General features: G+C 53.1%; 22 protein-coding genes, 1 other RNA gene and 1 pseudogene. 13 read left to right on the top strand and 11 right to left on the bottom strand.

Features of this window, described 5'->3' with window-relative positions; all coding sequences use genetic code 11:
• Nucleotides 1-16: 16 nt before the first annotated feature.
• The 4 genes from EHN07_RS14320 to amtB all read left to right on the top strand — a co-directional run bounded on the left by EHN07_RS14320 (nucleotide 17) and on the right by amtB (nucleotide 5,478).
• On the top strand, nucleotides 17-1,795 hold the full coding sequence (locus EHN07_RS14320; RefSeq protein WP_124024772.1) for a SmdA family multidrug ABC transporter permease/ATP-binding protein: 1,779 nt from the start codon (nucleotides 17-19) through the stop codon (nucleotides 1,793-1,795).
• The gene (locus EHN07_RS14325) at nucleotides 1,788-3,566 is read left to right on the top strand and encodes a SmdB family multidrug efflux ABC transporter permease/ATP-binding protein (RefSeq protein WP_124024773.1); all 1,779 of its coding nucleotides are present in this window, start codon (nucleotides 1,788-1,790) and stop codon (nucleotides 3,564-3,566) included. Before EHN07_RS14320 ends, EHN07_RS14325 begins: the two co-directional genes overlap by 8 nt.
• Before the next feature lie 253 nt (nucleotides 3,567-3,819).
• Nucleotides 3,820-4,158, top strand: coding sequence for a P-II family nitrogen regulator (gene glnK, locus EHN07_RS14330; RefSeq protein ID WP_002891893.1), 339 nt, complete (start codon nucleotides 3,820-3,822; stop codon nucleotides 4,156-4,158).
• A gap of 33 nt (nucleotides 4,159-4,191) precedes the next feature.
• Nucleotides 4,192-5,478: an ammonium transporter AmtB gene (gene amtB / locus EHN07_RS14335; RefSeq protein WP_124024774.1), complete on the top strand. Its 1,287-nt coding sequence runs from the start codon at nucleotides 4,192-4,194 to the stop codon at nucleotides 5,476-5,478.
• Between the two features lie 95 nt (nucleotides 5,479-5,573).
• Here the strand turns inward: amtB and tesB are convergent, their stop codons facing one another.
• Nucleotides 5,574-6,434, bottom strand: a complete 861-nt coding sequence (tesB, locus tag EHN07_RS14340) for an acyl-CoA thioesterase II (protein ID WP_124024775.1) — start codon at nucleotides 6,432-6,434, stop codon at nucleotides 5,574-5,576.
• A gap of 214 nt (nucleotides 6,435-6,648) precedes the next feature.
• On the opposite strand from tesB, the gene EHN07_RS14345 reads away from it, so the two are divergent.
• Nucleotides 6,649-7,224, top strand: a complete 576-nt coding sequence (locus tag EHN07_RS14345) for a YbaY family lipoprotein (protein WP_124024776.1) — start codon at nucleotides 6,649-6,651, stop codon at nucleotides 7,222-7,224.
• A gap of 40 nt (nucleotides 7,225-7,264) precedes the next feature.
• On the opposite strand, the gene EHN07_RS14350 is transcribed toward EHN07_RS14345, so the two are convergent.
• Nucleotides 7,265-7,576, bottom strand: coding sequence for an MGMT family protein (locus tag EHN07_RS14350; protein ID WP_124024777.1), 312 nt, complete (start codon nucleotides 7,574-7,576; stop codon nucleotides 7,265-7,267).
• Nucleotides 7,577-7,748: 172 nt separating this feature from the next.
• On the opposite strand from EHN07_RS14350, the gene ffs reads away from it, so the two are divergent.
• The 3 genes from ffs (at nucleotide 7,749) to EHN07_RS14365 (ending at nucleotide 9,231) form a co-directional block, all read left to right on the top strand.
• An RNA gene (gene ffs / locus EHN07_RS14355) (signal recognition particle sRNA small type) lies at nucleotides 7,749-7,845 on the top strand.
• 278 nt (nucleotides 7,846-8,123) lie between these two features.
• The gene (yczE, locus tag EHN07_RS14360) at nucleotides 8,124-8,738 is read left to right on the top strand and encodes a membrane protein YczE (RefSeq protein ID WP_124024810.1); all 615 of its coding nucleotides are present in this window, start codon (nucleotides 8,124-8,126) and stop codon (nucleotides 8,736-8,738) included.
• 139 nt (nucleotides 8,739-8,877) lie between these two features.
• A complete protein-coding gene (locus EHN07_RS14365; RefSeq protein ID WP_124024778.1) occupies nucleotides 8,878-9,231 on the top strand; it encodes a DUF1428 domain-containing protein in 354 nt (117 codons plus the stop codon).
• A 66-nt stretch (nucleotides 9,232-9,297) separates the two neighbouring features.
• On the opposite strand, the gene norW is transcribed toward EHN07_RS14365, so the two are convergent.
• Nucleotides 9,298-10,431, bottom strand: a complete 1,134-nt coding sequence (gene norW, locus EHN07_RS14370) for an NADH:flavorubredoxin reductase NorW (protein ID WP_124024779.1) — start codon at nucleotides 10,429-10,431, stop codon at nucleotides 9,298-9,300.
• Nucleotides 10,428-11,867 carry an anaerobic nitric oxide reductase flavorubredoxin gene (norV, locus tag EHN07_RS14375; RefSeq protein ID WP_124024780.1) on the bottom strand — a complete coding sequence of 480 codons (1,440 nt, stop codon included), beginning with the start codon at nucleotides 11,865-11,867 and terminating at the stop codon, nucleotides 10,428-10,430. The genes norW and norV overlap by 4 nt, the downstream gene beginning before the upstream one ends.
• 219 nt (nucleotides 11,868-12,086) lie before the next feature.
• Between norV and norR the strand changes: the two genes are divergently transcribed.
• Nucleotides 12,087-13,604 carry a nitric oxide reductase transcriptional regulator NorR gene (gene norR, locus EHN07_RS14380; protein WP_124024781.1) on the top strand — a complete coding sequence of 506 codons (1,518 nt, stop codon included), beginning with the start codon at nucleotides 12,087-12,089 and terminating at the stop codon, nucleotides 13,602-13,604.
• 1 nt (nucleotide 13,605) lies between these two features.
• On the opposite strand, the pseudogene EHN07_RS14385 reads toward norR, so the two are convergent.
• Nucleotides 13,606-13,887, bottom strand: a pseudogene (locus EHN07_RS14385) (EAL domain-containing protein); the annotation flags it as partial.
• 166 nt (nucleotides 13,888-14,053) lie between these two features.
• Here EHN07_RS14385 and EHN07_RS14390 point away from each other — a divergent pair.
• Both EHN07_RS14390 and ykgO read left to right on the top strand, forming a co-directional pair.
• Nucleotides 14,054-14,311, top strand: coding sequence for a type B 50S ribosomal protein L31 (locus EHN07_RS14390; RefSeq protein WP_124024783.1), 258 nt, complete (start codon nucleotides 14,054-14,056; stop codon nucleotides 14,309-14,311).
• A gap of 3 nt (nucleotides 14,312-14,314) precedes the next feature.
• On the top strand, nucleotides 14,315-14,455 hold the full coding sequence (gene ykgO / locus EHN07_RS14395; protein ID WP_034458060.1) for a type B 50S ribosomal protein L36: 141 nt from the start codon (nucleotides 14,315-14,317) through the stop codon (nucleotides 14,453-14,455).
• Nucleotides 14,456-14,495: 40 nt separating this feature from the next.
• On the opposite strand, the gene EHN07_RS14400 is transcribed toward ykgO, so the two are convergent.
• From EHN07_RS14400 to acrA, 6 genes are all read right to left on the bottom strand, one after another.
• Nucleotides 14,496-14,954, bottom strand: a complete 459-nt coding sequence (locus EHN07_RS14400; protein WP_124024784.1) for a YlaC family protein — start codon at nucleotides 14,952-14,954, stop codon at nucleotides 14,496-14,498.
• 101 nt (nucleotides 14,955-15,055) lie between these two features.
• Nucleotides 15,056-15,622, bottom strand: a complete 567-nt coding sequence (gene maa / locus EHN07_RS14405) for a maltose O-acetyltransferase (RefSeq protein WP_124024785.1) — start codon at nucleotides 15,620-15,622, stop codon at nucleotides 15,056-15,058.
• Between the two features lie 240 nt (nucleotides 15,623-15,862).
• Nucleotides 15,863-16,081 (bottom strand): HHA domain-containing protein, encoded by a 219-nt coding sequence (locus EHN07_RS14410; RefSeq protein WP_124024786.1) that lies wholly within the window; start codon nucleotides 16,079-16,081, stop codon nucleotides 15,863-15,865.
• Nucleotides 16,082-16,109: 28 nt separating this feature from the next.
• Nucleotides 16,110-16,484, bottom strand: coding sequence for an Hha toxicity modulator TomB (tomB, locus tag EHN07_RS14415; protein ID WP_124024787.1), 375 nt, complete (start codon nucleotides 16,482-16,484; stop codon nucleotides 16,110-16,112).
• Between the two features lie 559 nt (nucleotides 16,485-17,043).
• A complete protein-coding gene (gene acrB, locus EHN07_RS14420) occupies nucleotides 17,044-20,193 on the bottom strand; it encodes a multidrug efflux RND transporter permease subunit AcrB (RefSeq protein WP_124024788.1) in 3,150 nt (1,049 codons plus the stop codon).
• A 22-nt stretch (nucleotides 20,194-20,215) separates the two neighbouring features.
• Nucleotides 20,216-21,415 (bottom strand): multidrug efflux RND transporter periplasmic adaptor subunit AcrA, encoded by a 1,200-nt coding sequence (acrA, locus tag EHN07_RS14425; protein WP_124024789.1) that lies wholly within the window; start codon nucleotides 21,413-21,415, stop codon nucleotides 20,216-20,218.
• A 140-nt stretch (nucleotides 21,416-21,555) separates the two neighbouring features.
• On the opposite strand from acrA, the gene acrR reads away from it, so the two are divergent.
• The gene (gene acrR / locus EHN07_RS14430; RefSeq protein ID WP_124024790.1) at nucleotides 21,556-22,197 is read left to right on the top strand and encodes a multidrug efflux transporter transcriptional repressor AcrR; all 642 of its coding nucleotides are present in this window, start codon (nucleotides 21,556-21,558) and stop codon (nucleotides 22,195-22,197) included.
• A gap of 129 nt (nucleotides 22,198-22,326) precedes the next feature.
• The gene (gene mscK, locus EHN07_RS14435; RefSeq protein ID WP_124024791.1) at nucleotides 22,327-25,707 is read left to right on the top strand and encodes a mechanosensitive channel MscK; all 3,381 of its coding nucleotides are present in this window, start codon (nucleotides 22,327-22,329) and stop codon (nucleotides 25,705-25,707) included.

A 25,707-nucleotide genomic window follows, 5' to 3' on the forward strand; every position in this document is an offset into this window, starting at 1 on the left:
TCAGGAATCTGACTGCGTGCGATTATTTGCTCAATTAAGCTGGTACTTCACCCGCGAATGGCGACGCTACCTCGGGGCGGTTGCCCTACTGATACTCATTGCTATCCTGCAGCTTGTGCCGCCTAAACTTGTGGGCGTGATTGTTGATGGCGTGATGCAGCAGACTCTTTCAGGCCGCGGGGTGCTGATGTGGATTGGCGTGATGCTGGCCATCGCGGTTGTGGTCTATATGCTGCGCTACGTCTGGCGCGTGCTGCTGTTTGGGGCAAGCTATCAGCTCGCCGTGGAGCTGCGTGAAGATTATTACCGCCAGCTAAGCCGCCAGCATCCTGAATTTTACCTGCGTCACCGTACCGGCGATTTAATGGCGCGCGCGACAAACGATGTTGACCGCGTGGTGTTTGCCGCAGGCGAGGGGGTGCTGACGCTGGTGGATTCCCTGGTGATGGGCTGCGCGGTGCTGATTGTGATGTCGACGCAAATCAGCTGGGAATTGACGCTGCTGGCGCTGCTGCCGATGCCGATTATGGCGCTGGCGATCAAACGCTACGGCGACCAGCTGCATCAGCGTTTCAAACTGGCTCAGGCCGCATTCTCCACGCTTAACGACCGCACGCAGGAAAGTTTATCCAGCATCCGCATGATCAAAGCGTTCGGGCTGGAAGACAGACAATCCGCGCTGTTTGCCGCCGAAGCCAAAGATGCCGGAGAGAAAAATATGAGGGTGGCGCGCATCGATGCGCGTTTTGACCCGACGATTTATATCACCATCGGTACGGCAAACCTGCTGGCCATCGGCGGCGGCAGCTGGATGGTGATTCAGGGCTCGCTGACACTGGGGCAGTTGACCAGCTTTGTGATGTATCTCGGGCTGATGATCTGGCCGATGCTGGCGCTAGCGTGGATGTTCAACATTGTTGAGCGCGGTAGCGCGGCGTACGGCCGTATCCGCAGCATGTTAGCCGAAGCGCCGTCGGTGGCTGATGGCGAACAACAAGCTCCTGCCGGGCGCGGTACGATAGAGGCGAATATTCAGCGCTTCCACTACCCGCAAACCGAGCGCCCGACGCTGGAAAATGTTTCATTTACCCTGAAACCTGGCGCAATGCTGGGGCTGTGCGGGCCAACCGGCGCCGGGAAAAGTACCGTGCTTTCGCTTCTTCAGCGCCATTTTGATATCGACCAGGGCGAGATTTGCTTTCACGGTATCCCGCTGGCGCAGATGCAGCTCGACGCCTGGCGCAGCCGCTTAGCGGTAGTTAATCAGACTCCATTCCTGTTTTCCGACACCGTTGCCAGCAATATTGCGCTGGGCAAACCGGGCGCCACTCAGCAAGAGATCGAACAGGCCGCAAGGCTTGCCAGCGTGCATGACGATATTTTGCGTCTGCCGCAGGGTTACGAAACGCAGGTCGGTGAGCGCGGCGTTATGCTTTCCGGCGGTCAGAAACAGCGCCTTTCGATTGCGCGCGCGCTGTTGCTTGATGCGGAAATCCTGATCCTTGATGACGCGCTTTCCGCAGTCGATGGGCGCACCGAGCACCAGATTCTGCACAATTTGCGCCAGTGGGGCGAAAACCGCACGGTGATTATCAGCGCGCACCGCCTGTCGGCGTTGACCGAAGCCGACGAAATCCTGGTGATGCAGCATGGCCATGTGGTGCAGCGTGGCCATCACGACGTGCTGGCGGGCATGCCAGGCTGGTATCGCGACATGTACCGCTATCAACAACTGGAAGCGGCGCTTGATGATGTGCCAGCAATAGCCGCAGATGAGGAGCCCGCCAATGCGTAAATCAATACAGCAGTGGCCCACCATCAGGCGCCTGCTGGCTTACGGCTCCCCGTGGCGTAAACCGCTGGCGGGCGCGGTTGTCATGCTGTGGATTGCCGCCGCGGCCGAAGTGACAGGCCCGATTCTGGTGAGTTACTTCATTAATAACATGGTGTCTGAGCATCGCCTGCCGGTTGCGGCCGTAGCCGGACTGGCTAGCGCCTATCTGCTGCTGTCGATTTCGGCGGCGCTGCTGCATTACTGGCAGGCGCTGCTATTTAACCACGCGGCCGTTGGGGTGGTGCAAAAATTACGTACCGATGTCATGGATGCTGCGCTGCGCCAGCCGCTAAGTACCTTTGACACCCAGCCGGTAGGGCAGCTTATTTCACGCGTAACCAACGATACCGAGGTGATCCGCGATTTGTACGTCACCGTGGTGGCTACGGTTCTGCGCAGCACCGCGCTGATTGGTGCCATGCTGGTGGCGATGTTCACTCTCGACTGGCGCATGGCGCTGGTAGCCATCACTATTTTCCCGGCGGTGATTATCGTGATGTTTATTTACCAGCGTTACAGCACGCCGATTGTGCGTCGGGTACGTGGATATCTTGCGGACATCAACGATGGTTTTAACGAAGTGATCAACGGCATGAGCGTTATCCAGCAGTTCCGCCAGCAGGCTCGTTTTGGCGAACGCATGAATGCCGCCAGCCGTTCACACTATCTGGCGCGTATGCAAACGCTGCGTCTGGATGGTTTTTTATTGCGCCCGCTGCTGAGTCTGTTCTCCGCTATGGTGCTTTGCGGCCTGCTGATGCTGTTCGGATTTACCTCGGTCGGGACTATTGAGGTCGGCGTGCTGTATGCGTTTATCAACTATCTCGGGCGTCTTAATGAGCCGCTTATCGAACTCACTACCCAACAATCTATGCTGCAGCAGGCGGTGGTGGCCGGTGAGCGCGTTTTTGAACTGATGGACGGCAAACGTCAGGATTATGGCAACGACCATCGCCCGCTGGAAAGCGGACAGATTGAAGTCGATAACGTGTCGTTTGCCTATCGGGGCGATCGCCTGGTATTGCAGGAGATCAATCTGGATGTGCCCGCGCGTAGCTTTGTCGCCCTGGTGGGGCATACCGGCAGCGGAAAAAGTACGCTCGCTAACTTGCTGATGGGTTATTACCCATTAACCCACGGCGAGATTCGTCTTGACGGTCGCCCGCTCGATGCTTTAAGCCACAGCGCATTGCGCCAGGGCGTTGCGATGGTGCAGCAAGACCCGGTAGTTTTAGCAGATTCATTTTTTGCCAACGTCACGCTGGGGCGCGATATCAGCGAGGATGCCGTCTGGCAGGCGCTGGAAACGGTGCAGCTGGCCGATCTGGCTCGAACCCTGAGCGCAGGCATTCATACGCGGCTGGGGGAGCAGGGCAATAATTTGTCCGTCGGGCAGAAGCAGTTGCTGGCGCTGGCGCGCGTGCTGGTAGACGCGCCGCAGATCCTGATCCTTGATGAAGCCACGGCTAATATCGATTCCGGCACCGAGCAGGCCATTCAGCGGGCGCTGTCAGTGGTGCGTGAGCATACGACTCTGGTCGTTATCGCCCACCGCCTGTCGACCATTACCGATGCCGACACGATACTGGTTTTGCATCGTGGGCAGGCTGTCGAACGCGGAACCCATAGCGAACTGCTGGCCGCGCAAGGGCGTTACTGGCAGATGTACCAACTGCAGCTGGCTGGTGAAGAGCTAGCCGCCGCAACGCGCGAAGAACCCGCCACCGCGTGATGCACCAAAATCACGCATGAAACCAATGGTTATCGCCATTGGTGCATAAGCGAAACGCACCATGCACTGAAATGGTGCGTTTTTCTTATCTAAGAAATTTCTTAATCCCTGTCATCATTATTCCACTCCCTCGAATCCTGATTCGGCGCGGCTTAACGCGCTGAAAAACCCTCTATTTCATTTTTGGCACGTCCTTTGCTTTATCTAAATCGTGTTGCAGAGGCAATTACCCAATTCTGACTGGAGGGGATCTATGAAGCTGGTTACCGTGGTAATCAAACCGTTCAAACTCGAAGACGTACGCGAAGCGCTGTCTTCTATCGGTATTCAGGGGCTGACCGTCACCGAAGTGAAAGGCTTTGGTCGCCAGAAAGGTCACGCAGAGTTGTACCGCGGTGCTGAGTACAGCGTCAATTTCCTGCCGAAAGTGAAAATTGATGTGGCCATTGCCGATGACCAACTTGATGAAGTGATAGATGTGATTAGCAAAGCTGCCTACACCGGAAAAATTGGCGATGGCAAAATTTTCGTTGCCGAGCTGCAACGCGTCATCCGCATTCGTACCGGCGAAGCCGACGAAGCTGCACTGTAAGCGTCTTAGCCACTCGTGAAAGGGATGGAAAAAATGAAGAAATTAGCCTCTGTTTTAGGCGTTGTAGCCCTGGCAATTGCGCCATCAATTGCTCTGGCAGCACCGGCCGTGGCCGATAAAGCAGACAACGCCTTTATGATGATTAGCACCGCATTGGTGCTGTTTATGACAATTCCCGGGCTGGCGCTGTTTTACGGCGGCCTGATTCGTTCCAAAAACGTCCTGTCGATGCTGACTCAAATTACGGTCACCTTTGCGCTGGTTTGCGTGCTGTGGGTGGTTTACGGTTACTCGTTAACCTTCGGTGCCGGTGGCAACTTCTTCGGTAACTTCGACTGGGTGATGCTTAAAAATATCCCGCTCACCGCGCTGACGGGCTCTTTCTACCAGTATATTCACGTTGCCTTCCAGGGCTCTTTCGCCTGTATCACCGTGGGGCTGATTGTGGGGGCGCTGGCGGAACGTATTCGTTTCTCTGCGGTACTGATCTTTGTGGTGATTTGGCTGACGCTTTCTTATCTGCCCATCGCCCATATGGTGTGGGGCGGCGGTCTGCTGGCAACGCATGGTGCGATGGACTTTGCTGGCGGTACAGTGGTTCACATCAACGCTGCGGTGGCGGGCCTGGTGGGCGCTTATCTGATTGGCAAGCGTGTGGGGTATGGTAAAGAAGCGTTCAAACCGCACAACCTGCCGATGGTGTTTACCGGTACTGCCATCCTCTATTTCGGCTGGTTCGGTTTCAACGCCGGTTCCGCAAGTGCGGCTAACGAAATCGCGGCGCTGGCATTCGTTAACACGGTGGTGGCAACAGCGGCGGCGGTGCTTGGCTGGGTGTTCGGCGAGTGGGCATTGCGTGGCAAACCTTCTCTGCTCGGCGCGTGTTCCGGTGCGATTGCGGGCCTGGTCGCTATCACTCCAGCGTGTGGCTATGTTGGCGTGGGTGGTGCATTGATTATCGGTATCGTAGCGGGTCTTGCGGGCTTGTGGGGCGTGACGCTGTTGAAGAAATGGCTGCGTGTGGATGACCCTTGCGATGTGTTCGGCGTTCACGGCGTGTGCGGTATCTTAGGCTGCATCATGACCGGTATCTTCGCCTCACCTTCCCTTGGCGGCGTAGGTTACGCAGAAGGCGTGACCATGGGCCATCAGGTGCTGGTGCAGTTAGAAAGTATCGGCGTCACACTGCTTTGGTCCGCGGTAGTCGCCTTTATCGGCTTCAAAGTTGCCGACCTGACCGTGGGGCTGCGCGTACCAGAAGAGCATGAGCGCGAAGGTCTGGACGTTAACAGCCACGGCGAGAATGCTTATAACGCGTAGTTTGTTGTTTCCCTCACCTTAATCCTCAGGCTCAGCGATAGGGGATTGCCCGGTCTTCTCCCGTGGGAGAGGGCCGGGGTGAGGGATAATCTCATTCAACCCCGCTTACGCATTACCCCTTCCTGAACAGTCGACGCCACCAAAACCCCTTCGCGCGAATAGAACTCCCCACGCACAAAGCCACGTGCGCTTGAGGCTGAAGTGCTTTCTACGCTATACAGCAGCCAGTCATTCATATCAAACGGGCGGTGGAACCACATTGAGTGATCGATAGTGGCGACCTGCATTCCCGGCTCAAGAAAACCGACGCCGTGGGGCTGAAGGGCAACCGGCAGGAAGTTAAAATCAGAGGCGTAACCCAGCAAATACTGATGCACGCGTAAATCAGCTGGCATCTGGCCATTGGCCCGCATCCACACCTGGCGCACCGGCTCATCCACATGGCCCTGCATGGGGTTGTGGAATACTACCGGGCGAATCTCCAGCGGTTTTTCACAGAGAAATTTCTCTTTGAGCGTCTGTGGCAGCAGCTTTTCAAACGCCATGGCAATTTCAGTCTCTGATTTCAGATTTTCCGGGGCAGGGGCTGCAGGCATCGTTTTCTGGTGCTCAAAACCCGGCTCTGGCGCCTGGAAAGAGGCGGTCATATAAAAAATCGGTTTGCCATTCTGAATGGCGGCCACGCGGCGGGCGCTGAAGCTGTTGCCGTCGCGCAGGGTTTCGACATCATAGACAATCGGTTTTTGGCTATCGCCCGGGCGCAAAAAATAGCTGTGGAATGAGTGAACCAGACGCTCAGCCGGTACGGTTTCCTTCGCGGCATACAGTGCCTGGCCCACGACCTGGCCTCCGAATACCTGACGTAAACCTAAGTCCTCGCTCTGGCCACGAAAAATGCCTTCTTCAATCTTTTCCAGATTAAGTAATGCCAACAAATTGCTGAGCGCCTGACTCATAAAAGGTCCTCAATAAAAAAATAGAATCGTGCAATTGGGCTGATTATAACAGGTTTCCAACATTCTCCATCCAGTGGCCCGACCTGTCGTTCGGTTTCGCTTTTGGGCAGAAATCAGTGATATGTGCCACACTTAGCCTGTTAAGCATGTTTAACCACTCATTACTCGTGGGCCTACGGCCTGCTGGGGCATTGATAATAAGGAGAACAAATCAATGAAACTTGTGCACACGCTAAGTGGTTTGGCCATTGCCGTAGCGATGGTGGGATGCGCGCAAAAAAGTGCCGATATCCCAACGCCTGCACCCGCTGCAACGACTTCATCAGCGACCACGACGGCGCAATCCGATATTAAACAGCCTAATGTTTCCGGTACGGTGTGGATTCGTCAGAAAATAGCCCTGCCGCCGGATGCGGTACTCACGGTGACGCTGTCGGATGCCTCTTTGGCGGATGTTCCGTCAAGAGTCCTGGCGCAGAAAGCGGTGCGTACCGAAGGGAAACAGTCGCCGTTCAGCTTTGTGCTGCCGTATAACCCGGCAGAGGTTCAGCCTGGCGCACGCATCATTCTGAGTGCGGCGATTACCGTAAATAACCAGCTGATGTTTATCACTGATACCATCCAGCCGGTGATTAACGGCGGCGGCACGAAAGCGGATCTGACGCTGGTGCCGGTGCAGCAAACGGCTGTTCCAGTGCAGGCGGGCGGTGGCGCGGTCACCACTGTTCCCTCGACATCACCGACTCAGGTGAACCCTTCTTCAGCGATTCCTGCACCAACGCAGTATTGATCATCAGTGTTGAAGATAAGCGCCTCGTTTGAGGCGTTTTTTAATAATTCCAGCGATAACGCCGCATCTCAATTTTCCCCTCGCCTGAAACCATAATGCCTTCTGCTAGCAGGGCCTGGCGCTGGCGCTGCAAATCCGGGCCGGTCAGGGAAATGTGGCCGTGACGATTGACCACCCGATGCCACGGCAGCTTGCTGCCTTCGGGTAGCCGTTTCAGCACGCCGCCCACCTGTCGAGCGGCGCGTGGCGAACCAGCCAGGCGCGCCACATCGCCGTAGGTGGTGACGCAACCTTCAGGAATCGCAGCAATAATCTGAAAAACCCTCTGCGGGAATGAGTCAAAGTTATCCATAGCTATCTCCGGCACGGTCTGGGGTTGAGAATAATCGCCGCAGCGTAAACAAGGAAGAAAAACCGGGGCTGCGCAAGAAAGCAACATCTGACCGCGGCCAGCTTGCAATTGCACAGGGCAACATGGATAATGCGCCAGCGCGTCAGGAAACTGGTGCTCTCAATGGGGGCTCTGTTGGTTCTCCCGCAACACTAATTTGTGAATTCGGTCAGGTCCGGAAGGAAGCAGCCGCAGCAGATGACGTGTGTGCCGGGATGTAGCTGGCAGGGCCCCCACCCAATTCTGTTCCCGCTAAATTACGCTTTTCTGCCATATTCACTTCCCGTTTGCGCCAAATTTTCCCATAGTGGTTTTAATCGTTCCTGCGCGGCACGCATTTTGCTGGCTCAGGAGTGAACGGTAACCGCAAATAGCGCTTCAGTGCCACAGAGGACGAACCCGTTCTGCGCTGTGTCATAGCAATCCTCTTTATGATAACGGGCCTTCATACAGGGCCCATTTTTGATAATAGTAAAAGCTATAAAAGATCTCTGAGGTGAAGATAATGATCGCTCGTCGCTTGCTGCAACTTTATATCGGCCTGGTATTGTACGGTGTTTCCACCGCAATGTTTGTGCGGGCCAATTTAGGTGCCGACCCCTGGAATGTATTTCACCTCGGCGTGGCGCGGATCTTCTCCCTTGATATTGGCATAGTGATGATCGCCGTCGGGGTCTTAGTGCTGCTGCTGTGGATCCCGCTGCGCCAGAAACCGGGCCTGGGAACGATAAGCAACGTGATTGTAATAGGGCTGGCGGCTGATGCAGCGTTGGGATTAATGCCGCCGGTAGAGCCGCTGGTGGCGCGCAGCCTGTTACTTTTGGCCGCCATTTTAGTGAATGCCATTGCTACCGGGATGTATATCGGGGCAGGGTTTGGTTCAGGCCCGCGTGACGGGTTAATGACCGGAATTAACGCCCGTACCGGTTGGTCGGTGCGCAGCGTGCGTACCGCGATTGAGCTGACGGTGCTGCTGGCCGGCTGGCTGATGGGAGGCACATTTGGCGTGGGTACGGTGCTGTATGCGCTGGCCATTGGCCCGCTGATCCAGCTCTGTTTACCGTGGTTTCACATCGGTGTGCAGCAGAAGAAAAGCCTGGTGGAACCGACGGTAGCGCCCTGAGTCTCTATATGAGACACCGCTCAAATTATAATCAGGTTGTATTCCTCATTAGCGACTAAACTTATCAATCGTAATCATCACGGGTGGAAATTATCTGCCCGTCCGATGTTCAGTACTTCCCACACCGTGGAGGTTCACAATGAATTACGTTGATGGTTTTGTTGTTGCTGTTCCCGCCGCAAATAAAGATGCGTATAAGCAGATGGCCGCGAAAGCGGCTCCTTTATTTAAGGAGTTTGGCGCCCTACGCATTGTGGAATGCTGGGCTGACGATGTGCCCGACGGCAAACTCACCGATTTTCGCATGGCGGTGAAAGCCGAAGAGAATGAAGAGGTGGTGTTTAGCTGGATTGAATATCCGTCGAAAGAAGCGCGTGATGAAGCCAACGCGAAGATGATGTCCGATCCGAGGATGAAGGAATTTGGCGAATCGATGCCATTTGATGGCAAGCGAATGATTTATGGTGGTTTTTCCCCTATTCTCGACCAATAGAGGCAGGCGGGTGGCGCGCATGTTTACCCGCCTTACGGTCGGGGTTTGCGTCACCCACCAGCAAAATCACCCCTTTAGTTCCCGCAGCAAACCAAACGCCAGCTTCATATGGGCTTCACTGACGATAAACGCCCGCAATTGCTGCGCTTCATCAAAGCCTTTGGCTATCAAACCTTGTGGCTCGGCTAAAATTTGCCAGCTCAAATCCGCACGCTGGGTTTCGCCCGCCAGATGCAACGGCAGCTCCGGCGTTTTGACTTTTACCAGCATCGCGGGAAGCATCAGACCATCGGTTGCGCCCAGCAGATTTTTGGCAAGCGTCATAGCGCTAAACTGAATCGGTTGCAGGAACGGTAGCACTTTACCGTCAATTTCCGCACAATCGCCCAGCGCGTAAATATTGGCATCCGATGTCTGCAGCTGGCGGTTAACCTGAATGCCACGGTTCACCGCAAGCCCGGCCTGTTGTGCCAGGCTAAGATTGGGGCGCAGCCCAATCGCCGACACCACCGCATCCACTTCGACGACTCGTCCATGACTCAAGGTGGCATCAATTCCCTGCGCTGTTTGCGCCAGGGATTGCAGGCGTTGATTAAATAACATTTCGACGCCCATCTGGTTCAGGCGCAGCTGGAGGCGGCTGCTCACTTCAGCGGGCATTAGCGACGCAAGCAGGCTGGAAGCATTATCGACCAGAACCACCTGTTTACCGGCGCGGCAAAAATCCATCGCCAGTTCCGTACCTATCAGCCCGCCGCCTAAAATCATCACCCGCTGCGCATCACGCAGTGAGGACTCACAGGCGAGATACTCCTGCTGACTGTTGAGCGTCAGCATCAGCTCTTTGCCGGCAATCGGCGGCAGCAGAGCGCTTGAGCCTGTCGCCAGCACCAGTTTGTCGTATGACCATTGCTGGTCGCCGCATTTTACCAGGCGCGCTTGTGGGTCGATGCCTGACACCCAACTGTTGGCGTTTAGCGTCAGGTTAAACTGCTCGGCAAACTCTCCGGCACGTTGCCGGGTGAGGTCATCGGCCCGCTGGTTAAGGCTGATAACATGGCTGAGATCGGGCTTGTTGTACTCATCCATGCTGTCGGCGGCGATGATGCGCACCGGCACCTGCGCATCATGTTTACGGATGTTTTTTACCAGCTGGCGGGCGGCAAAGCCCGATCCAACTATTACAATGCCATGCTTCATTTTGCCTCCGTAGCCAGCACGTCAAACACATCTTTCCCGAGTGAACACTCCGGGCACAGGAAGCTGTCTGGCACCTCGCTCCACGGGGTCCCTGGCGCGACGTCCTGCATCGGTTCGCCGGTTTCAGGGTCGTAAATCCACTGGCAAACGCTGCACTGCATTTGCGGGCCTAAGTCTGCACAGCTTTTCACGGCGGCAACGCTTGCTTGTGGCGCGGCGATAGGGGATGCAACCAGCGGCGTTTGCGCCCACTGGCGGGCAATTTCGCGCCCGTGTGCGCGGCAGTTTTCCAGAGCGTCGATATCCGGGCGCCATTTCGCTTTCAGGCTGAGCGACATTTCGAAACCGGCATCCTGCAGGCGGGTAGAGAGTCGGTCGACCGCGCCGCCGCTCCAGCCGTGCGAGCCGAATGCGCTGGCGCGTTTATTACGAAAACGCAGCCCGGTCATCTCCTCCACTAAGCCCGCGATTTTCGGCATCATCACGTTATTCATTGTGGATGTTCCTGCCAGCACCCCTTTGGAGCGGAACACGTTAGTCAGAATTTCGTTTTTGTCATGGCGGGCAACGTTGAAAATTTTCACCGCCACGCGTGGATCGACTTCGTTGATCCCCTGGGCAATAGCATCCGCCATCATGCGGGTGTTGTTGGACATGGTGTCGTAGAAAATCGTGATACGATCTTCCTGATAATCCGCCGCCCATTTAAGGTACAGCTCAACGATTTGCGTTGGGTTATCGCGCCACACCACGCCGTGCGAGGTGGCAATCATATCCACCGGTAGATTAAAGCTGAGGATTTCGGTGATTTTTGGCGTTACCAGGCGGCTAAACGGCGTCAAAATGTTGGCGTAGTAGCGCTGGCATTGCTCGAACAGTTCAGCCTGATCCACCTCATCGTTAAACAGATGCTCATCGCAATAGTGCTGACCAAAGGCGTCGTTACTGAACAGCACCGCGTCGCCGGTCATATAAGTCATCATGCTGTCAGGCCAGTGCAGCATTGGCGTTTCAACGAAGATCAGCTGCTTGCCGTTGCCAATATCCAGGCTGTCGCCGGTTTTCACCACCCTGAAATTCCACTCCGGGTGGTGGTGGTGGCCGTTGATCGAATCCACGCCGTTGGCGGTGCAGTAAATTGGCGTATGGGGAATACGCGACATCAGCTCAGTCAGCGCGCCGGCATGGTCCTCTTCCGCATGGTTGATAATGATGTAATCGAGCGTGTTCAGGTCGATTTCGGCTGCCAGGTTTTGCACAAATTCACGGCTGAATTTATGATCAACGGTGTCGATCAGCACGGTTTTCTCTTCACGGATCAGGTAGCTGTTATAGCTGCTGCCTTTCAGCGTCTTATATTCGGTGCCGTGAAAATCGCGTACTTCCCAGTCACGTTGACCTACCCACTGAATGTTGTTTTTAACCTGAATAGCCATTTATCAGTACCTCAAAAATGTTGAAAAAATAATGCTCGTATTTGAGTTATTACAAATAGCGTGCCAATTTTTTATCTTGTTGATTTTTATTGTTATTTTAATTTTTAAATAATTGACATGGGTTAAAATGACAATGGTAAAACTTGTCTTTATGACAATTGTTTTGTCTTTTTGACTACGGGAAGGTAAGTTAGTTAAATCGCTATCAGGAGCCGATTTATGAGCCTTTCCATTACCTCTCTTGCCAACATTGCTATTGAGCTGCAAAACGGCATTTCTCATCAGGATCGCTTTGCCCGTTTGATCCGTACCCTGCGCCAGCTTTTAGGGGGGGATGCGACGGCATTGCTGCGTTATGAAGCGCGGCAGTTTCGCCCGCTGGCAATTGATGGCCTTGCAGAGGATGTGCTTGGGCGGCGTTTTGCTCTGGATGCCCACCCACGGCTGGAAGCAATAGCGCGGGCGGGGGACGTGGTGCGTTTCCCGGCGGATAGCGAACTACCCGATCCCTATGATGGGCTGATCCCCGACCACACGGATTTAAAAGTCCATGCCTGCCTCGGCCTGCCGCTGTTTGCCGATCAAAATTTGATCGGCGCGTTGACGGTGGATGGCATGGATCCCCTGCAGTTCGATCATTTCAGCGATGAAGAGTTACGGTTAATCAGCGTGCTGGCGGCGGGAGCGCTGAATAACGCCCTGCTGATGGAGCAGCTGGAAAACCAGACGCCAGCCGTCGCCGCCGTACCGGGTGCGACCAGGAGCAGCAGTGAGATGGTGGGGCTGTCTACCGGAATCATGCAGCTCAAAAAAGAGATCGAAATCGTTGCCGGTTCCGATCTGAATGTGCTGATCACCGGCGAGACGGGCGTTGGGAAAGAGCTGGTGGCGCGAGCGATACACCGTGGATCGGCTCGCGCGGCAAACCCGCTGGTCTATCTCAACTGCGCAGCATTGCCGGAAAGCGTGGCAGAGAGTGAACTGTTCGGGCATATAAAAGGAGCCTTCACCGGCGCTATTCACCATCGTATCGGCAAATTTGAAATGGCAGATAACGGCACGCTGTTTCTGGATGAAATAGGGGAGCTGCCCCTGACGCTGCAGGCAAAACTGCTGCGGGTTCTACAGTACGGCGATATTCAGCGCGTGGGCGATGACAGCAGCCAGCGGGTGAATGTGCGGGTACTGGCGGCCACCAACCGCGATCTTAAACAACATGTGCTGGCGGGGGAATTCAGAGCCGATCTCTTCCATCGCCTGAGCGTCTTCCCGCTGCATGTCCCCCCGCTGCGCGAACGTGGCGACGACATCACCTTACTGGCGGGGTTTTTCTGCGAACAAAGCCGGGTAAAAATGGGGCTCAGGCAGGTGACATTAACGGATGGAGCGCGCGAGTTGCTGCGCCGTTATGACTGGCCGGGCAATATCCGCGAACTTGAACATGCGCTGTATCGTGCCGCTGTACTGGCGCGTGCGGGCAAAGCGGATGGTGAAATCTGGCTGCAGCCGCAGCATTTCCAGTTAGATACGGATGCCGGAGTTAAGCCTGCAAGCGTCGCGAGCGCTCACCACATACCGGCAGTGAATAATTTACGTACCGCGACGGATGATTTCCAGCGCCGGGCGATTAGCAACGCTCTGGATGCTAACGCCGGAAACTGGGCGGCGAGCGCCCGCCAGCTGCAGTTGGATGTTGCCAATCTTCACCGCCTGGCAAAACGCCTCGGGGTGAAGTAGGTTAAGGGTTTTGCCTGTTCCGCGCGCAATAGTTTGTAACCCACCCGATAAACTCCTCTTTCGCCAGGGCCTTACTGAAAAGCCAGCCCTGGCCGTACTGCACGCCCTGTTGGCGCAGCCATGCTGCCTGACAGGGCGTTTCAATTCCTTCGGCCGCCATTAAAATATCCAGCGCTTTTGCCATTTCAATAATATGCGGGGTGACGTTTTTATATTCGAGCGCATCAACAAAAGTCTTATCGATTTTAAGAATATCGACATCGAGATCCTGTAAATAACTAATGACATGGGGTCAATCAGGGCCAGATGGGGCGGTTTGCCGATATAGATCATTTTGCGCTGAAAACCCATACCTGGTAAGGGGGAATGAAAAAATATCCCGCAGACTTGCATTTTATGCATTCATCTTTTACCTTGTTGTTATGTTATAACATACGAAGAGATAGGCAATGAAACCGGATATCCATCCTTTCTACCGCACGGTAGTGTTCCATGACACCACGGCCAATGAGTTCTTTAAAGTAGGCTCAACGATAAAAACGGAGCGGGAAATTGAGCTTGAAGGCGTGACGTATCCGTACATCACCATTGAGGTGTCATCCGCTTCGCACCCGTATTACACCGGCAAGCAGAAAACCTTTACCAGTGAAGGTAGCCCTGCTCGGTTCCAGCAGCGCTTTGGTCGATTTTTTGGAAAAGGGGAGTAAACAATGCAGGTTCTGAATTCATTACGTAGTGCAAAACAGCGTCATCCTGATTGCCAGATTGTCAAACGCAAAGGGCGGCTGTATGTGATTTGCAAAAGCAACCCGCGTTTTAAAGCGGTGCAGGGCGGGAAGAAGCGGCGTTAAGATTCGGGGCCCAGGCCCCTTGTCTTGCAAGTCGTCAAGGTTATAAACGCCCGAGTGAAAATATATCGTAAAAGGACAGCTCGCCCTTTGTCGCAACCATCTTATGCAGCAGCGATTTTTGTTGTTCGTCAACGCCCGGGGAATGCAGAATTTTATCAATTAAGGTGGGGGGAACGTTACGCGTGTTGTACCACTCACCGTTATAGCAAACCCGTAAATCCAGTACATCAATATCGTCGTAGCGATAGCGTGGATGAATATCAAAAAAGAAAAAACCGTTCAGCAGCGCAAATAACACCACTAAAAGCCAGACTGAACCTGCCAGGGTATCCGACTCCAGCATCACCCAAAGTGTGGCAAACCAGCCAATCCACATGCCGATAAATAGCCCCGGATGTTTGCGAATAAAGCTGATGCTAAAGCGCGGGCGGTTATCGCGTTTTTCTTCCGCATTGAGTTGTTCGATGGTATCGGTAAGCAGACGCTGAATTTCAGTCATGATGGGCCTTTTAAACGAAACGCTACAGGCAGAGAACTGTTATTTTAGGAAGCCCGGCTCAAGCAAAAAAGTAACAGTTCAGCCTTAAAAAAACATAACAGTTAGCGAGCGCTGCCGGTCACCGTCTTAATCACCCGGGCGGGGTTTCCTGCAACCACCGTATTGGCTGGAACATTTTTGGTGACCACCGATCCTGCACCCACCACCACGTTATCACCGATTGTCACGCCCGGGTTAATCACCGCGCGTCCGCCAATCCAGACATTATTGCCAATGGTGACAGGTTTGCCAAATTCTACGCCGCTGTTGCGTGTTTCTGCATCTAACGGGTGTGTGGCGGTATAAATATGAACGCCCGGAGCCAGCATGCAGTTCTCACCGATATGAACCGGGCACACGTCAAGGATCACGCAGTCAAAATTGGCGTAGAAATTGGTGCCGAGGAAAATATTGTAGCCGTAATCGCACCGAAAAGGCGGTTCAATATAAGCATTAAGGCTTTGGCCTAACAGTTGTTCGAGTAACTCGCCACGAATCGCCTGTTCATCTGGTGCCGTGTGGTTAAAGCGATGTATCAAATGACGCGCATTGACGCGCTCATCGCGCAGTCGCTGGTCCGCAGGGCGATAGAGTTCGCCGTTAATCATTTTCTTTTTTTCTTCACTCATGGTAATGCCTTTTATCAAAGCCTGCACCGCGTTACCCTAAGTGATTCGCTAGTGAGCGATGTCGTTTTGATGGTTTATTTGTGATGGTAATCACATAGTTAAATAGCGCTCCACAATCAAAAATTTAACCACGTGGCAGACAGAAGGCCATAAGAACCGGAAAGAATATAGATTCGATTCCGAATGGCTACTACAGTATTGCATTCTGAAACTAAACAAATTAAGAACGCTTATTCGTTATTAGCGGATAAATGTCCATACCGTTGGTGGTATTTTATCGTAAAGCTTATTCATCGTAAGTTCAGCTAATCGGTGGTCGGCTGCTGAATAAAATACAGCCAATTCATTATCTGATAATTCGTATTTATTTTTTTCGATGACACGTTCCAGGGTATCAATCGTTTGGCAGCGTCGCAGACGCATCAAATAATCGGTCTTGGTTAGTGGTTTTGTCGTCATGAAACACCTTATACATTTTGTAATATTTTTAAAAGGAGAGGCTTACAGGATTAGCGTGGCTCTCTGTGACGAAACAGCGGAATAATCTATTGCCGGAGCGGCGCCATTTCTGTAAATCTTGCGTATTGATGCCGTAGTTACTGAAAAGCATAAATGTATCGTCTAAATATTCATCAATTTGTTCAATCAGCTTACTCTCATCATCATACTTAATTTTGTAATTAAGGGCGAAAGCGGCGATATGCTCAATCAATTCGTTCAACTGCAGGTTAATGGCCGAAGTCGGATCGTTAACCCAGCCATGATTACTCTCGCCAAGGTTGGTCAGGCAGTCATGATACAGGTTTTCGCACAAAAATTTAAGCTGCGCGATATCATGCCGTTTTGGTGAGTATTCGTCCATAATGCAGCCCCTTTTTATCGAAGAAAATTTGATAAACGTAACGAGTTGGGGTGGACACTCCTGGATGAGGTGGAGATCTTCAATGATTATTCCATATGCTTTTACTATAAATCAATCCTCAGCAGAATTCCTTTCACGATGACGAAAAATTACATTTGCAGCTAAGCGATTTATCCTAAGGTAATGTTTATTAAGATTTTAACTAATTTTAAAAGCTCTGTCTGATAAATTAACCAATGTAAAATTTTCGCAAAGCACTTTAACTTCAATAGGTTAACATTCTGTTGCTGGAATGAATCTGATACGCAATGTAAATAAACAATTTGTTTAAGAATGCTCCTAATAAATATGTATGAAAATACCTACAAGGTTCATCAGCGAACGTTTGAAATATCTTGTCATAATATTCCTGCCAATGTCGGCCGGCAGGGCGTTTTTTTCAACTGGCTGGCGCCAAAGGCTGTGGCTGATTTTATCGTTAAATATAGCTAAGCGCATTGGGAGATATAAAAAGGGCCGCTATTACGCAATAGCGGCCCTTCCATTGCACTGTTAAGCCTTACTTATGGTGCTCAACGGCATGCGCGTGTTCAACATCTTCAGACTTACGGCTGAAGCGACGACGAACCACCACGAAGAATACCGGTACGAAGAAGATAGCCAGCACGGTTGCCGTCACCATCCCACCCATTACCCCGGTACCTACGGCATTTTGTGCGCCGCTGCCCGCACCGGAACTGATAACCAGTGGCATAACCCCAAGGATAAACGCCAGTGAAGTCATCAGTATCGGACGCAGACGCATACGCACGGCTTCCAGAGTGGCCTCAATCAGGCCTTTACCTTCTTTATCCATCAGATCTTTGGCGAATTCGACGATAAGTATCGCGTTCTTCGCCGACAGACCAATGGTTGTCAGCAGGCCGACCTGGAAGTACACATCGTTGGTTAGCCCACGGAATGTCGCGGCGACTAATGCGCCAACAACCCCGAGAGGAACAACCAGCATCACCGAGAAGGGAATCGACCAGCTTTCGTACAGGGCTGCCAGACACAGGAATACCACGATCAGGGAGATGGCATACAGGGCAGGGGCCTGGTTACCAGACAGACGTTCCTGATAGGACATCCCCGTCCAGTCGTAGCCAATACCGGTCGGGAGTTTGCTGGCCAGCTGTTGCATCAGATCCATCGCTTCACCGGTACTCTTACCCGGTGCTGCCTGACCAAGGATTTCCATGGACGGCAAGCCGTTGTAGCGTTCCAGACGCGGTGAACCATATTCCCAGTGCGCTGAAGAGAACGCTGAGAAGGGCACCATCTGCCCGCCAGAGCCGCGTACATACCAGTTATTGATGTCGCCTGGCAGCATACGGAATGGCGCATCCGCCATCAGGTAAACTTTCTTCACGCGACCACGGTCGATGAAGTCGTTGACGTAGCTTCCGCCCCATGCAGCACCCAGCGTGGTGTTGATGTCGCTGATAGAAACGCCCAGCGCCTGGGCTTTTTCCTGATCGATATCGATTTTGAACTGCGGCGTATCTTCCAGGCCGTTTGGACGCACGCCCACTAACAGGTCTGGATGTTTAGCCACTTCGCCAAGCAGCTGGTTACGCGCCTGAGTCAGTTTTTCGTGCCCAAGATTCGCCTGGTCAATCAGCTGGAAGTCGAAGCCCGTAGCGGTACCCAGCTCAACGATAGCCGGCAGGTTAAAGGCGAAGACGATAGCATCTTTGATTTTCGAGAATTCGGCGCTGGCGCGGCCAGCAATCGCTGGAACCTTGTTCTCTTCACCAGGACGTTCGCCCCAGTCTTTCAGCGAGACGAATGCCAGACCGGTGTTCTGCCCCTGGCCGGAGAAACCAAAGCCGTTAACGGTAAACACCGAATTAACGTTGGCTTTCTCTTTTTCGAGGTAGTACTTAGTCACGTCATCAAGCACGGCTTGAGTTCGCTCCTGTGTCGCACCGGCAGGCAGCTGCGCCATGGTCAGGAATACCCCCTGGTCTTCATCAGGCAGGAAGGAGCTTGGCAGACGAATAAACAGGAAGGCCATACCCACCACAATCAGCAGGTACAACAGCAAATAACGACCGGTGCTACGCAGGATGTTACCGACGCTGTCGGTATAGTGATGCGTGCTCTTGTCGAACATGTTGTTAAACCAGCCGAAGAAGCCTTTCTTCTCGTGGTGCTCACCTTTGGCAATCGGCTTGAGCATGGTGGCGCAAAGCGCTGGCGTCAGGATCATCGCCACCAGAACAGAGAGCACCATTGCCGATACGATGGTAATAGAGAACTGACGATAGATAGCCCCTGTGGAACCGCCAAAGAACGCCATGGGGATAAATACCGCCGACAGAACCATTGCGATACCAACCAGCGCGCCCTGAATCTGCTCCATAGATTTGCGAGTCGCTTCCTTCGGCGGCAGGCCTTCCTCCACCATCACGCGCTCAACGTTCTCTACCACCACGATGGCGTCATCCACCAACAGGCCTATCGCAAGCACCATGCCGAACATCGTCAGGGTGTTTATCGAATAGCCAAAGACGGCAAGGATAGCGAAGGTTCCCAGCAGTACCACCGGCACGGCAATCGTTGGAATCAGCGTGGCGCGGAAGTTCTGCAGGAACAGATACATAACCAGGAACACCAGCACGATGGCTTCAACCAGGGTTTTCACCACCTCTTTGATGGAGATCTTAACGAACGGCGTGGTGTCGTATGGATAAACCACTTTCAGGCCGGCCGGGAAGAACGGTTGCAGTTTCTCAACCGTTTCACGTACCGCATCGGCAGTATCCAGGGCGTTAGCGCCGGTTGCCAGTTTGATACCTAAACCAGACGCGGGTTTGCCGTTGAAACGCGCGACAACGCTGTAGTTCTCGCCGCCCAGCTCAACTTTTGCCACATCTTTAAGCAGAACGCGCGAGCCATCCTGATTCACTTTCAGCAAAATTTTGCTGAATTCATCGGCAGATTTCAAACGAGTCTGAGCAATGATAGAGGCGTTAAGCTGCTGGCCTTTAACCGGCGGCGTGCCGCCTAATTGCCCCGCGGCTACCTGGGCGTTCTGCGCTTTGATAGCGTTAATAATATCAACCGGCGTGAGCTGGTAGTTGTTCAGCTTGTTCGGGTCCATCCAGATACGCATCGCGTACTGGGCGCCAAACAGCTGAACATCCCCCACGCCACGAGTACGGCTGATAGGATCTTTCATGGTTGCGCCAACGTAGTCCGAAATATCTTCCTGCGTCATGGAACCATCGGTATTGATCATACCGAGAACCATCAGGAAGCTACTGGAGGACTTCTCAACGCTAACCCCTTGCTGCTGGACTTCCTGCGGCAGCAAGGGCATTGCCAGCTGCAGCTTGTTCTGTACCTGTACCTGGGCGATATCGGCATCGGTGCCGGAATCGAAGGTGATGGTGATGGTGACAGAACCTGAGGAATCACTGGAAGAGGACATATACAACAGGTTATCGATACCGTTCATGTTCTGTTCGATAACCTGTGTCACGGTATCCTGTACCGTTTTCGCATCAGCCCCTGGATAGTTTGCTGAGATCGAAATTGCCGGTGGCGCAATGGTGGGATATTGCGCAATCGGTAATTTCATGATCGCAAGCCCACCCGCCAGCATAATAATGATGGCGATAACCCAGGCAAAAATAGGGCGATCGATAAAAAACTTAGCCATGTCTTAACGGCTCCTGTTTAAGTTAAGACTTCGTTTGTTCAGAGGGTGCGCCAGCGGCTGCTTGATCCTGGCCTTTATTTTCTGCCGCCACTTCCTGCGCTTTCACCTGAACACCGGGTTTCACTTTTTGCAAACCGGTCACAATAACGCGATCGCCGTCGCTCAATCCTGCGGTGACCAGCCATTTATCGCCGATAGCCTGCGTCGCCGTGATATTGCGGACTTCTACTTTGTCATCTTTGCCAATAACCATGGCGGAAGCGTCACCACGCGGTGTGCGAGTCACCCCCTGTTGTGGCACCAGCAGGGCGTTTGGATTGATCCCTTCTTCAAGCTTCGCCCGCACAAACATGCCTGGAAGCAAGGTGTTATCCGGATTCGGGAAGATAGCGCGCAAGGTAATAGAGCCGGTGGTCTGGTCAACGGTCACGTCAGAAAACTCTAACGAACCTTCCTGTGAGAAGGCCATACCGTCATTGGTGACTAACTTCACTTTGGCTTTACCGTTTTCCTGTTTCAGTTTGCCGTCGGCCAGCTCTTGCTTCAGGCGCAAGAAATCGTTGCTGGACTGGGTAACATCCACATAGATAGGATCGAGCTGTTGAACGGTTGCCAGCGCAGTGGCTTGCCCGCTCGTCACCAGCGCCCCTTCAGTAACCGAAGACTTGCCAATGCGGCCGCTAATCGGCGAAGTGACTTTGGTGTAGGCCAGGTTAATGCGCGCAGATTCAACGGCGGCTTTAGCAGCAACCACAGAAGCATTTGCCTGTTGAGAATCGGCAAGGGCGGTGTCGTAGTCTTGTTGGCTGATGTATTTGGTACCCAACAGTTTCTGGTAACGTTTCAGCGTCAGCTGAGCAATATTGGCACTTGCCTGAGCTTTTGCGAGGTCACCTTTAGCGCTGTCATAGGCGGCCTGGTATGTTGCAGGATCGATCTGATAGAGCGAAACGCCCGCCTTAATTTCACTGCCTTCTTCAAAATTGCGTTTCAGAATAATGCCGCTGACCTGCGGACGAACTTCTGCAATACGGTAAGCGCTGGTACGGCCAGGAAGTTCGGTGGTTATCTGCAAAGGGGCACTTTTTAAAGTTACCACACCCACTTCCGGGGTATGCGGCGCACTCTGTTGTGTCTCTTTGTCATTACATCCTGTAAGCACTAAGCTGCCTGAGAGCATCAGAACGGCCGCCAGAGGCGTAAACCCTCTGTTTTTGTTCATATGTAAACCTCGAGATTCCGATTTCAAAGTTGTTCAATGGGTCGTACCCACACCCCATTGCTGCGTTTATATTATTGTCGTGCTATGGTACATACATTCACAAATGTATGTAAATCTAACTACCATTATTTCACCCACTTATGGCACGAAAAACCAAACAACAGGCGCTGGAAACCCGCCAACACCTTTTAGACGTTGCCATCCGCTTGTTTTCCCAGCATGGAGTCGCGGCAACGTCGCTTGCGGATATCGCAAAGGCGGCCGGGGTTACCCGTGGCGCAATCTATTGGCATTTCAAAAATAAGTCGGATTTATTTAATGAAATCTGGGCGCTAACGGAGTCCAGTATTGGTGACTTAGAAATTGAGTATTGGGCAAAATTTCCAGACGATCCACTTTCTGTCGTCAGAGAGTTGTTAATTTACATATTGCGAGCAACCGTGACGGATGAACGTCGCCGCCTGATGACGGAAATCATCTTCCACAAATGTGAATTTGTGGGGGAACTTGCGGTGCTACAGCAGGCCAGACGTGAACTCTATCTGGAAGGCAATGAAAGAATCGAGAGCAGCTTACAGCGTTGCATTGATGCTGAAGTGTTACCCAAAAATCTGCGCCTCTCCCTAGCGGTAACCCTTCTGCGTAGCTACATCACCGGGCTGATTGAAAACTGGTTAGTCGCCCCCGACAGCTTCGATCTTGATGGCCAGGCGGAAGACTACGTGGCTATTTTATTAGAAATGTTCCAGAACTGCCCAACCCTGCGTGCCAGCCCACATTAAAAATATGCTTATTAGGCGTATTCCTGACAGAGTGACTAAGGTTTTTCCGAACGGACGTGTTAATCTTGCGGCTCGTAATTCGTCTTTAACTCGCCATCCTTTCGGCCTGTTCTCAAATATTGTCAAACTATGCCGCAACTATTGTGTTCACTTTATTCGCCTCGTGCCTGTGCACGGTTCTTGCTTATCGCCTTCGTTACGCTGTGCTGCGTGCTGGCACAACCCGCCCGGGCGCAAAAAAATGGTAGCGACCTCCCGAGCCGCGAGGAAATGCAAAACCAGCTCTCAGCGCTGAATAAGCAAAAGACGCTGTCGCCAAACGACAAGCTCACGCAGCAAGATCTTAATGAAACTCTGGAAGTTTTGGACAAAATTGACCGGGTTAAAGATGAGGCGGCAAAACTCCATCAGCAGATAACAGAAGCGCCGAAAGTGCTGCGTAAAGCCACCGAAGCGCTCAACGAGATTAAAAAACAGCAGGTTAATTCAGCCGGTGAAGAAGCTGAGATCGAAGCGCTGAGCCTGCGTCAGCTTGAGTCGCGCCTGAACGATCTGATGACGGAATTACAAAACGCCCAAAGCGATCTGGCCACCTGGAACAGCCAGCTGATTTCCCTGCAAACCCAGCCTGAACGGGTGCAGAACGCCATGATGGCGCTCTCGACCCAGCTGGAAGAGATTCGCAATCGCCTGAATGGCGTCACGCCTGGCGCTGCGGATTTGCGCCCGGGCCAGCAAACGTTACTGTTAGCCCAACAGGCGTTGCTTAATGCGCAGCTAGAACAGCAGCGCGATAGCCTGAAAGGCAACACCGTCCTGCAGGATGCGTTACAAAAACAGCGTGACTACACTAACGCCCATATCAACCAAATGGAGATAACGCTGCAGCTGTTGCAAAAAGCCGTCAGCAGCAAGCGTTTAACCCTGACGCAGCAGACTGCGCAGGATGCTATCGACTCCGAAGACACCGTTAAAATTCAGCAAAACCCGCTGGTAAAACAGGAGCTGGATATTAACCACCAGCTAAGCCAGCGCCTGATTAATGCTACCCAGCACGCCAATGAAATGGTGCCGCCGGGCATCCGTATCAAAAATACGCTGGATCGTGCCCTGCAGTCGGAACGTAATCTGAAAGAGCAGATCGCCGTGCTGAAAGGCAGCTTATTGCTATCGCGTATTCTCTATCAGCAGCAGCAGCAAAACCTGCCGTCTGCGGAAGATACCGAAGACCTCACCAACCGTATTGCGGATATTCGCCTCGAACAGTTTGATATCAACCAGCAGCGCGACGCGCTTTTCCAGCCAGAAGAGCTGGTGGCGAAAATTGAAGACGGGCATAAAGGCGATGTCACGCCGGAAGTTCACAATGCGTTATTGCAGGTTCTGGAAACGCGCCGGGAGCTGCTCGACCAGCTCAATAAGCAGCTCGGTATGCAGTTAATGCTGGCCATCAACCTACAGAACAACCAGCAGCAGTTGCAAAACGTCACTAAATCGCTCAACCAAATTCTGACCGAGCAAATCTTCTGGGTCACCAGCAATAAGCCGATGGACTGGGACTGGTTGAAATCGCTGCCCTCTTCACTGCGCGATCAGTTTAAAAATGCGCGAATCAATTTTAACGGGCCGGAAAGCTCGCTAAAAATTCTCGCCATTCTGTTGCTGATGATCCCGGCGCTGCTGCTGGCGGGGGTAATACGCTGGCGCTTTAAAACCATTGACCGCTATCTGGAAAAACAGGCGAACCGGGTAGGGCAGCTGCGTAACGATAGCCAAATGCTGACGCCGAAAGCCATTGCTCTGACGCTGGTTAAAGTACTGCCCGGCGCGCTTCTCATCTACTCCATCGGGCTGGTGTTTGCCGGCATGCAGATGAACATCAGCGAATCGATGCTGGCGTTTTGCAAACAGCTTTCGCTGTTCTGGTTAGTCTTTGGCTTAACTTACCAGGTGCTCTCTGGCAACGGCGTGGCCGTTAGCCACTTTAATATGCCGCCGCAGCTGTGCAGCCACTACCGCCGCCAGCTGGTGCGTATTGGTTGCGCGCTCCTGCCGCTGCTATTCTGGTCGGTATTGGGTGAACGTTCGCCGCTGCACCTGGTGGAAGATGCGCTGGGGCAGTTGATCATCTTCTTCAACTTATTGCTGATCGCCGCTCTGGTGTGGCCGATGTGCCGCGAAAACTGGCACAACAAAAACAACCATACCATGCAGCTGTTTATCGTTACGCTAATGGGCGTCGTGCCGGCGGTGTTAATCGTGCTGACGGCAATGGGGTATTTTTATACCACACTGCGTCTGGCGGGCCGCTGGATTGAAACTATCTATCTGATCCTTATCTGGAACCTGGTTTATCAGACCGTGCTTCGTGGGCTGAGCGTGGCGGCGCGTCGTATGGCCTATCGCCGCGCGCTGCTGCGCCGTGAAAATCTGGTCAAAGAGGGCGCAGAAGGGGGAGAGCCGGTAGAAGAGCCGCCGCTGGCGCTGGATCAAATCAACCAGCAAACCATGCGCCTGGCGATTATTGCGCTGTTCGCCCTGTTTGCCCTGGTGTTCTACACCATCTGGTCAGATTTGTTTGGGGTCTTCGGCTATCTGGACAGCATTCAGCTCTGGAGCTATAGCAGCTCCGAAGCCGGCGTGGCGATGGTGAAAAACGTCACCATGGGCAGCCTGTTATTTGCGGCTATCGCTCTTGCCATCGCATGGGTGCTGATCCGCAACTTACCGGGCCTGCTTGAAGTGCTGGTGCTATCACGTCTGCACATGCGCCAGGGCGCGTCCTATGCGATTACCACCATTCTGAACTATGCCATTACGGCCGTAGGGGCGATGGTTATCTTTAGTTCGCTCGGGGTATCGTGGGATAAGCTGCAATGGCTGGCGGCGGCGCTGTCGGTTGGTCTGGGCTTTGGTTTGCAGGAGATATTCGGTAACTTTGTCTCCGGCCTGATTATCCTCTTCGAACGCCCGGTGCGTATCGGCGATACGGTGACCATCGGCACCTATTCCGGCAGCGTCAGCAAGATCCGTATTCGTGCTACCACCATCACCGACTTTGACCGTAAAGAGGTGATCATCCCGAACAAAGCCTTTGTGACGGAACGCCTGATCAACTGGTCGCTGACTGATACCATTACCCGCGTGGTGATTCGCCTTGGCGTGGCGTATGGCTCCGATCTGGATAAGGTGCGCGAAATGTTACTCAAAGCGGCGCATGACCATCCGAAAGTGATGCACGATCCTGAGCCAACGGTATTCTTCACCACCTTTGGCGCCAGCACCCTGGATCACGAACTGCGCCTGTATGTGCGGGAACTGCGGGACCGCAGCTACACCGTCGATGAGCTGAACCGGACTATCGATCGCCTGTGTCGTGAAAATGGAATTAATATCGCCTTCAACCAGCTGGAAGTCCATCTGCATAATGCCAAAGGCGATGAGCTGACAGAGGTGAAACGCGATAATAATGGCAGATTACACGACGGTGATATTATTCCTGCGCCCTAA

Source organism: Buttiauxella warmboldiae, assembly GCF_003818135.1.
GTDB lineage: Bacteria > Pseudomonadota > Gammaproteobacteria > Enterobacterales > Enterobacteriaceae > Buttiauxella > Buttiauxella warmboldiae.

What these genes read in the sequence shown, in the direction of transcription:
- acrB (WP_124024788.1), bottom strand. Translation starts at nt 20,193, where the DNA reads ATGGCTAAGTTTTTTATCGATCGCCCTATTTTTGCCTGGGTTATCGCC.
- EHN07_RS14400 (WP_124024784.1), bottom strand. Translation starts at nt 14,954, where the DNA reads ATGACTGAAATTCAGCGTCTGCTTACCGATACCATCGAACAACTCAAT.
- ykgO (WP_034458060.1), top strand. Translation starts at nt 14,315, where the DNA reads ATGCAGGTTCTGAATTCATTACGTAGTGCAAAACAGCGTCATCCTGAT.
- acrA (WP_124024789.1), bottom strand. Translation starts at nt 21,415, where the DNA reads ATGAACAAAAACAGAGGGTTTACGCCTCTGGCGGCCGTTCTGATGCTC.
- norV (WP_124024780.1), bottom strand. Translation starts at nt 11,867, where the DNA reads ATGGCTATTCAGGTTAAAAACAACATTCAGTGGGTAGGTCAACGTGAC.
- mscK (WP_124024791.1), top strand. Translation starts at nt 22,327, where the DNA reads ATGCCGCAACTATTGTGTTCACTTTATTCGCCTCGTGCCTGTGCACGG.
- norR (WP_124024781.1), top strand. Translation starts at nt 12,087, where the DNA reads ATGAGCCTTTCCATTACCTCTCTTGCCAACATTGCTATTGAGCTGCAA.
- EHN07_RS14390 (WP_124024783.1), top strand. Translation starts at nt 14,054, where the DNA reads ATGAAACCGGATATCCATCCTTTCTACCGCACGGTAGTGTTCCATGAC.
- EHN07_RS14365 (WP_124024778.1), top strand. Translation starts at nt 8,878, where the DNA reads ATGAATTACGTTGATGGTTTTGTTGTTGCTGTTCCCGCCGCAAATAAA.
- amtB (WP_124024774.1), top strand. Translation starts at nt 4,192, where the DNA reads ATGAAGAAATTAGCCTCTGTTTTAGGCGTTGTAGCCCTGGCAATTGCG.
- EHN07_RS14325 (WP_124024773.1), top strand. Translation starts at nt 1,788, where the DNA reads ATGCGTAAATCAATACAGCAGTGGCCCACCATCAGGCGCCTGCTGGCT.
- EHN07_RS14410 (WP_124024786.1), bottom strand. Translation starts at nt 16,081, where the DNA reads ATGACGACAAAACCACTAACCAAGACCGATTATTTGATGCGTCTGCGA.
- tomB (WP_124024787.1), bottom strand. Translation starts at nt 16,484, where the DNA reads ATGGACGAATACTCACCAAAACGGCATGATATCGCGCAGCTTAAATTT.
- maa (WP_124024785.1), bottom strand. Translation starts at nt 15,622, where the DNA reads ATGAGTGAAGAAAAAAAGAAAATGATTAACGGCGAACTCTATCGCCCT.
- acrR (WP_124024790.1), top strand. Translation starts at nt 21,556, where the DNA reads ATGGCACGAAAAACCAAACAACAGGCGCTGGAAACCCGCCAACACCTT.
- norW (WP_124024779.1), bottom strand. Translation starts at nt 10,431, where the DNA reads ATGAAGCATGGCATTGTAATAGTTGGATCGGGCTTTGCCGCCCGCCAG.
- glnK (WP_002891893.1), top strand. Translation starts at nt 3,820, where the DNA reads ATGAAGCTGGTTACCGTGGTAATCAAACCGTTCAAACTCGAAGACGTA.
- tesB (WP_124024775.1), bottom strand. Translation starts at nt 6,434, where the DNA reads ATGAGTCAGGCGCTCAGCAATTTGTTGGCATTACTTAATCTGGAAAAG.
- EHN07_RS14350 (WP_124024777.1), bottom strand. Translation starts at nt 7,576, where the DNA reads ATGGATAACTTTGACTCATTCCCGCAGAGGGTTTTTCAGATTATTGCT.
- EHN07_RS14345 (WP_124024776.1), top strand. Translation starts at nt 6,649, where the DNA reads ATGAAACTTGTGCACACGCTAAGTGGTTTGGCCATTGCCGTAGCGATG.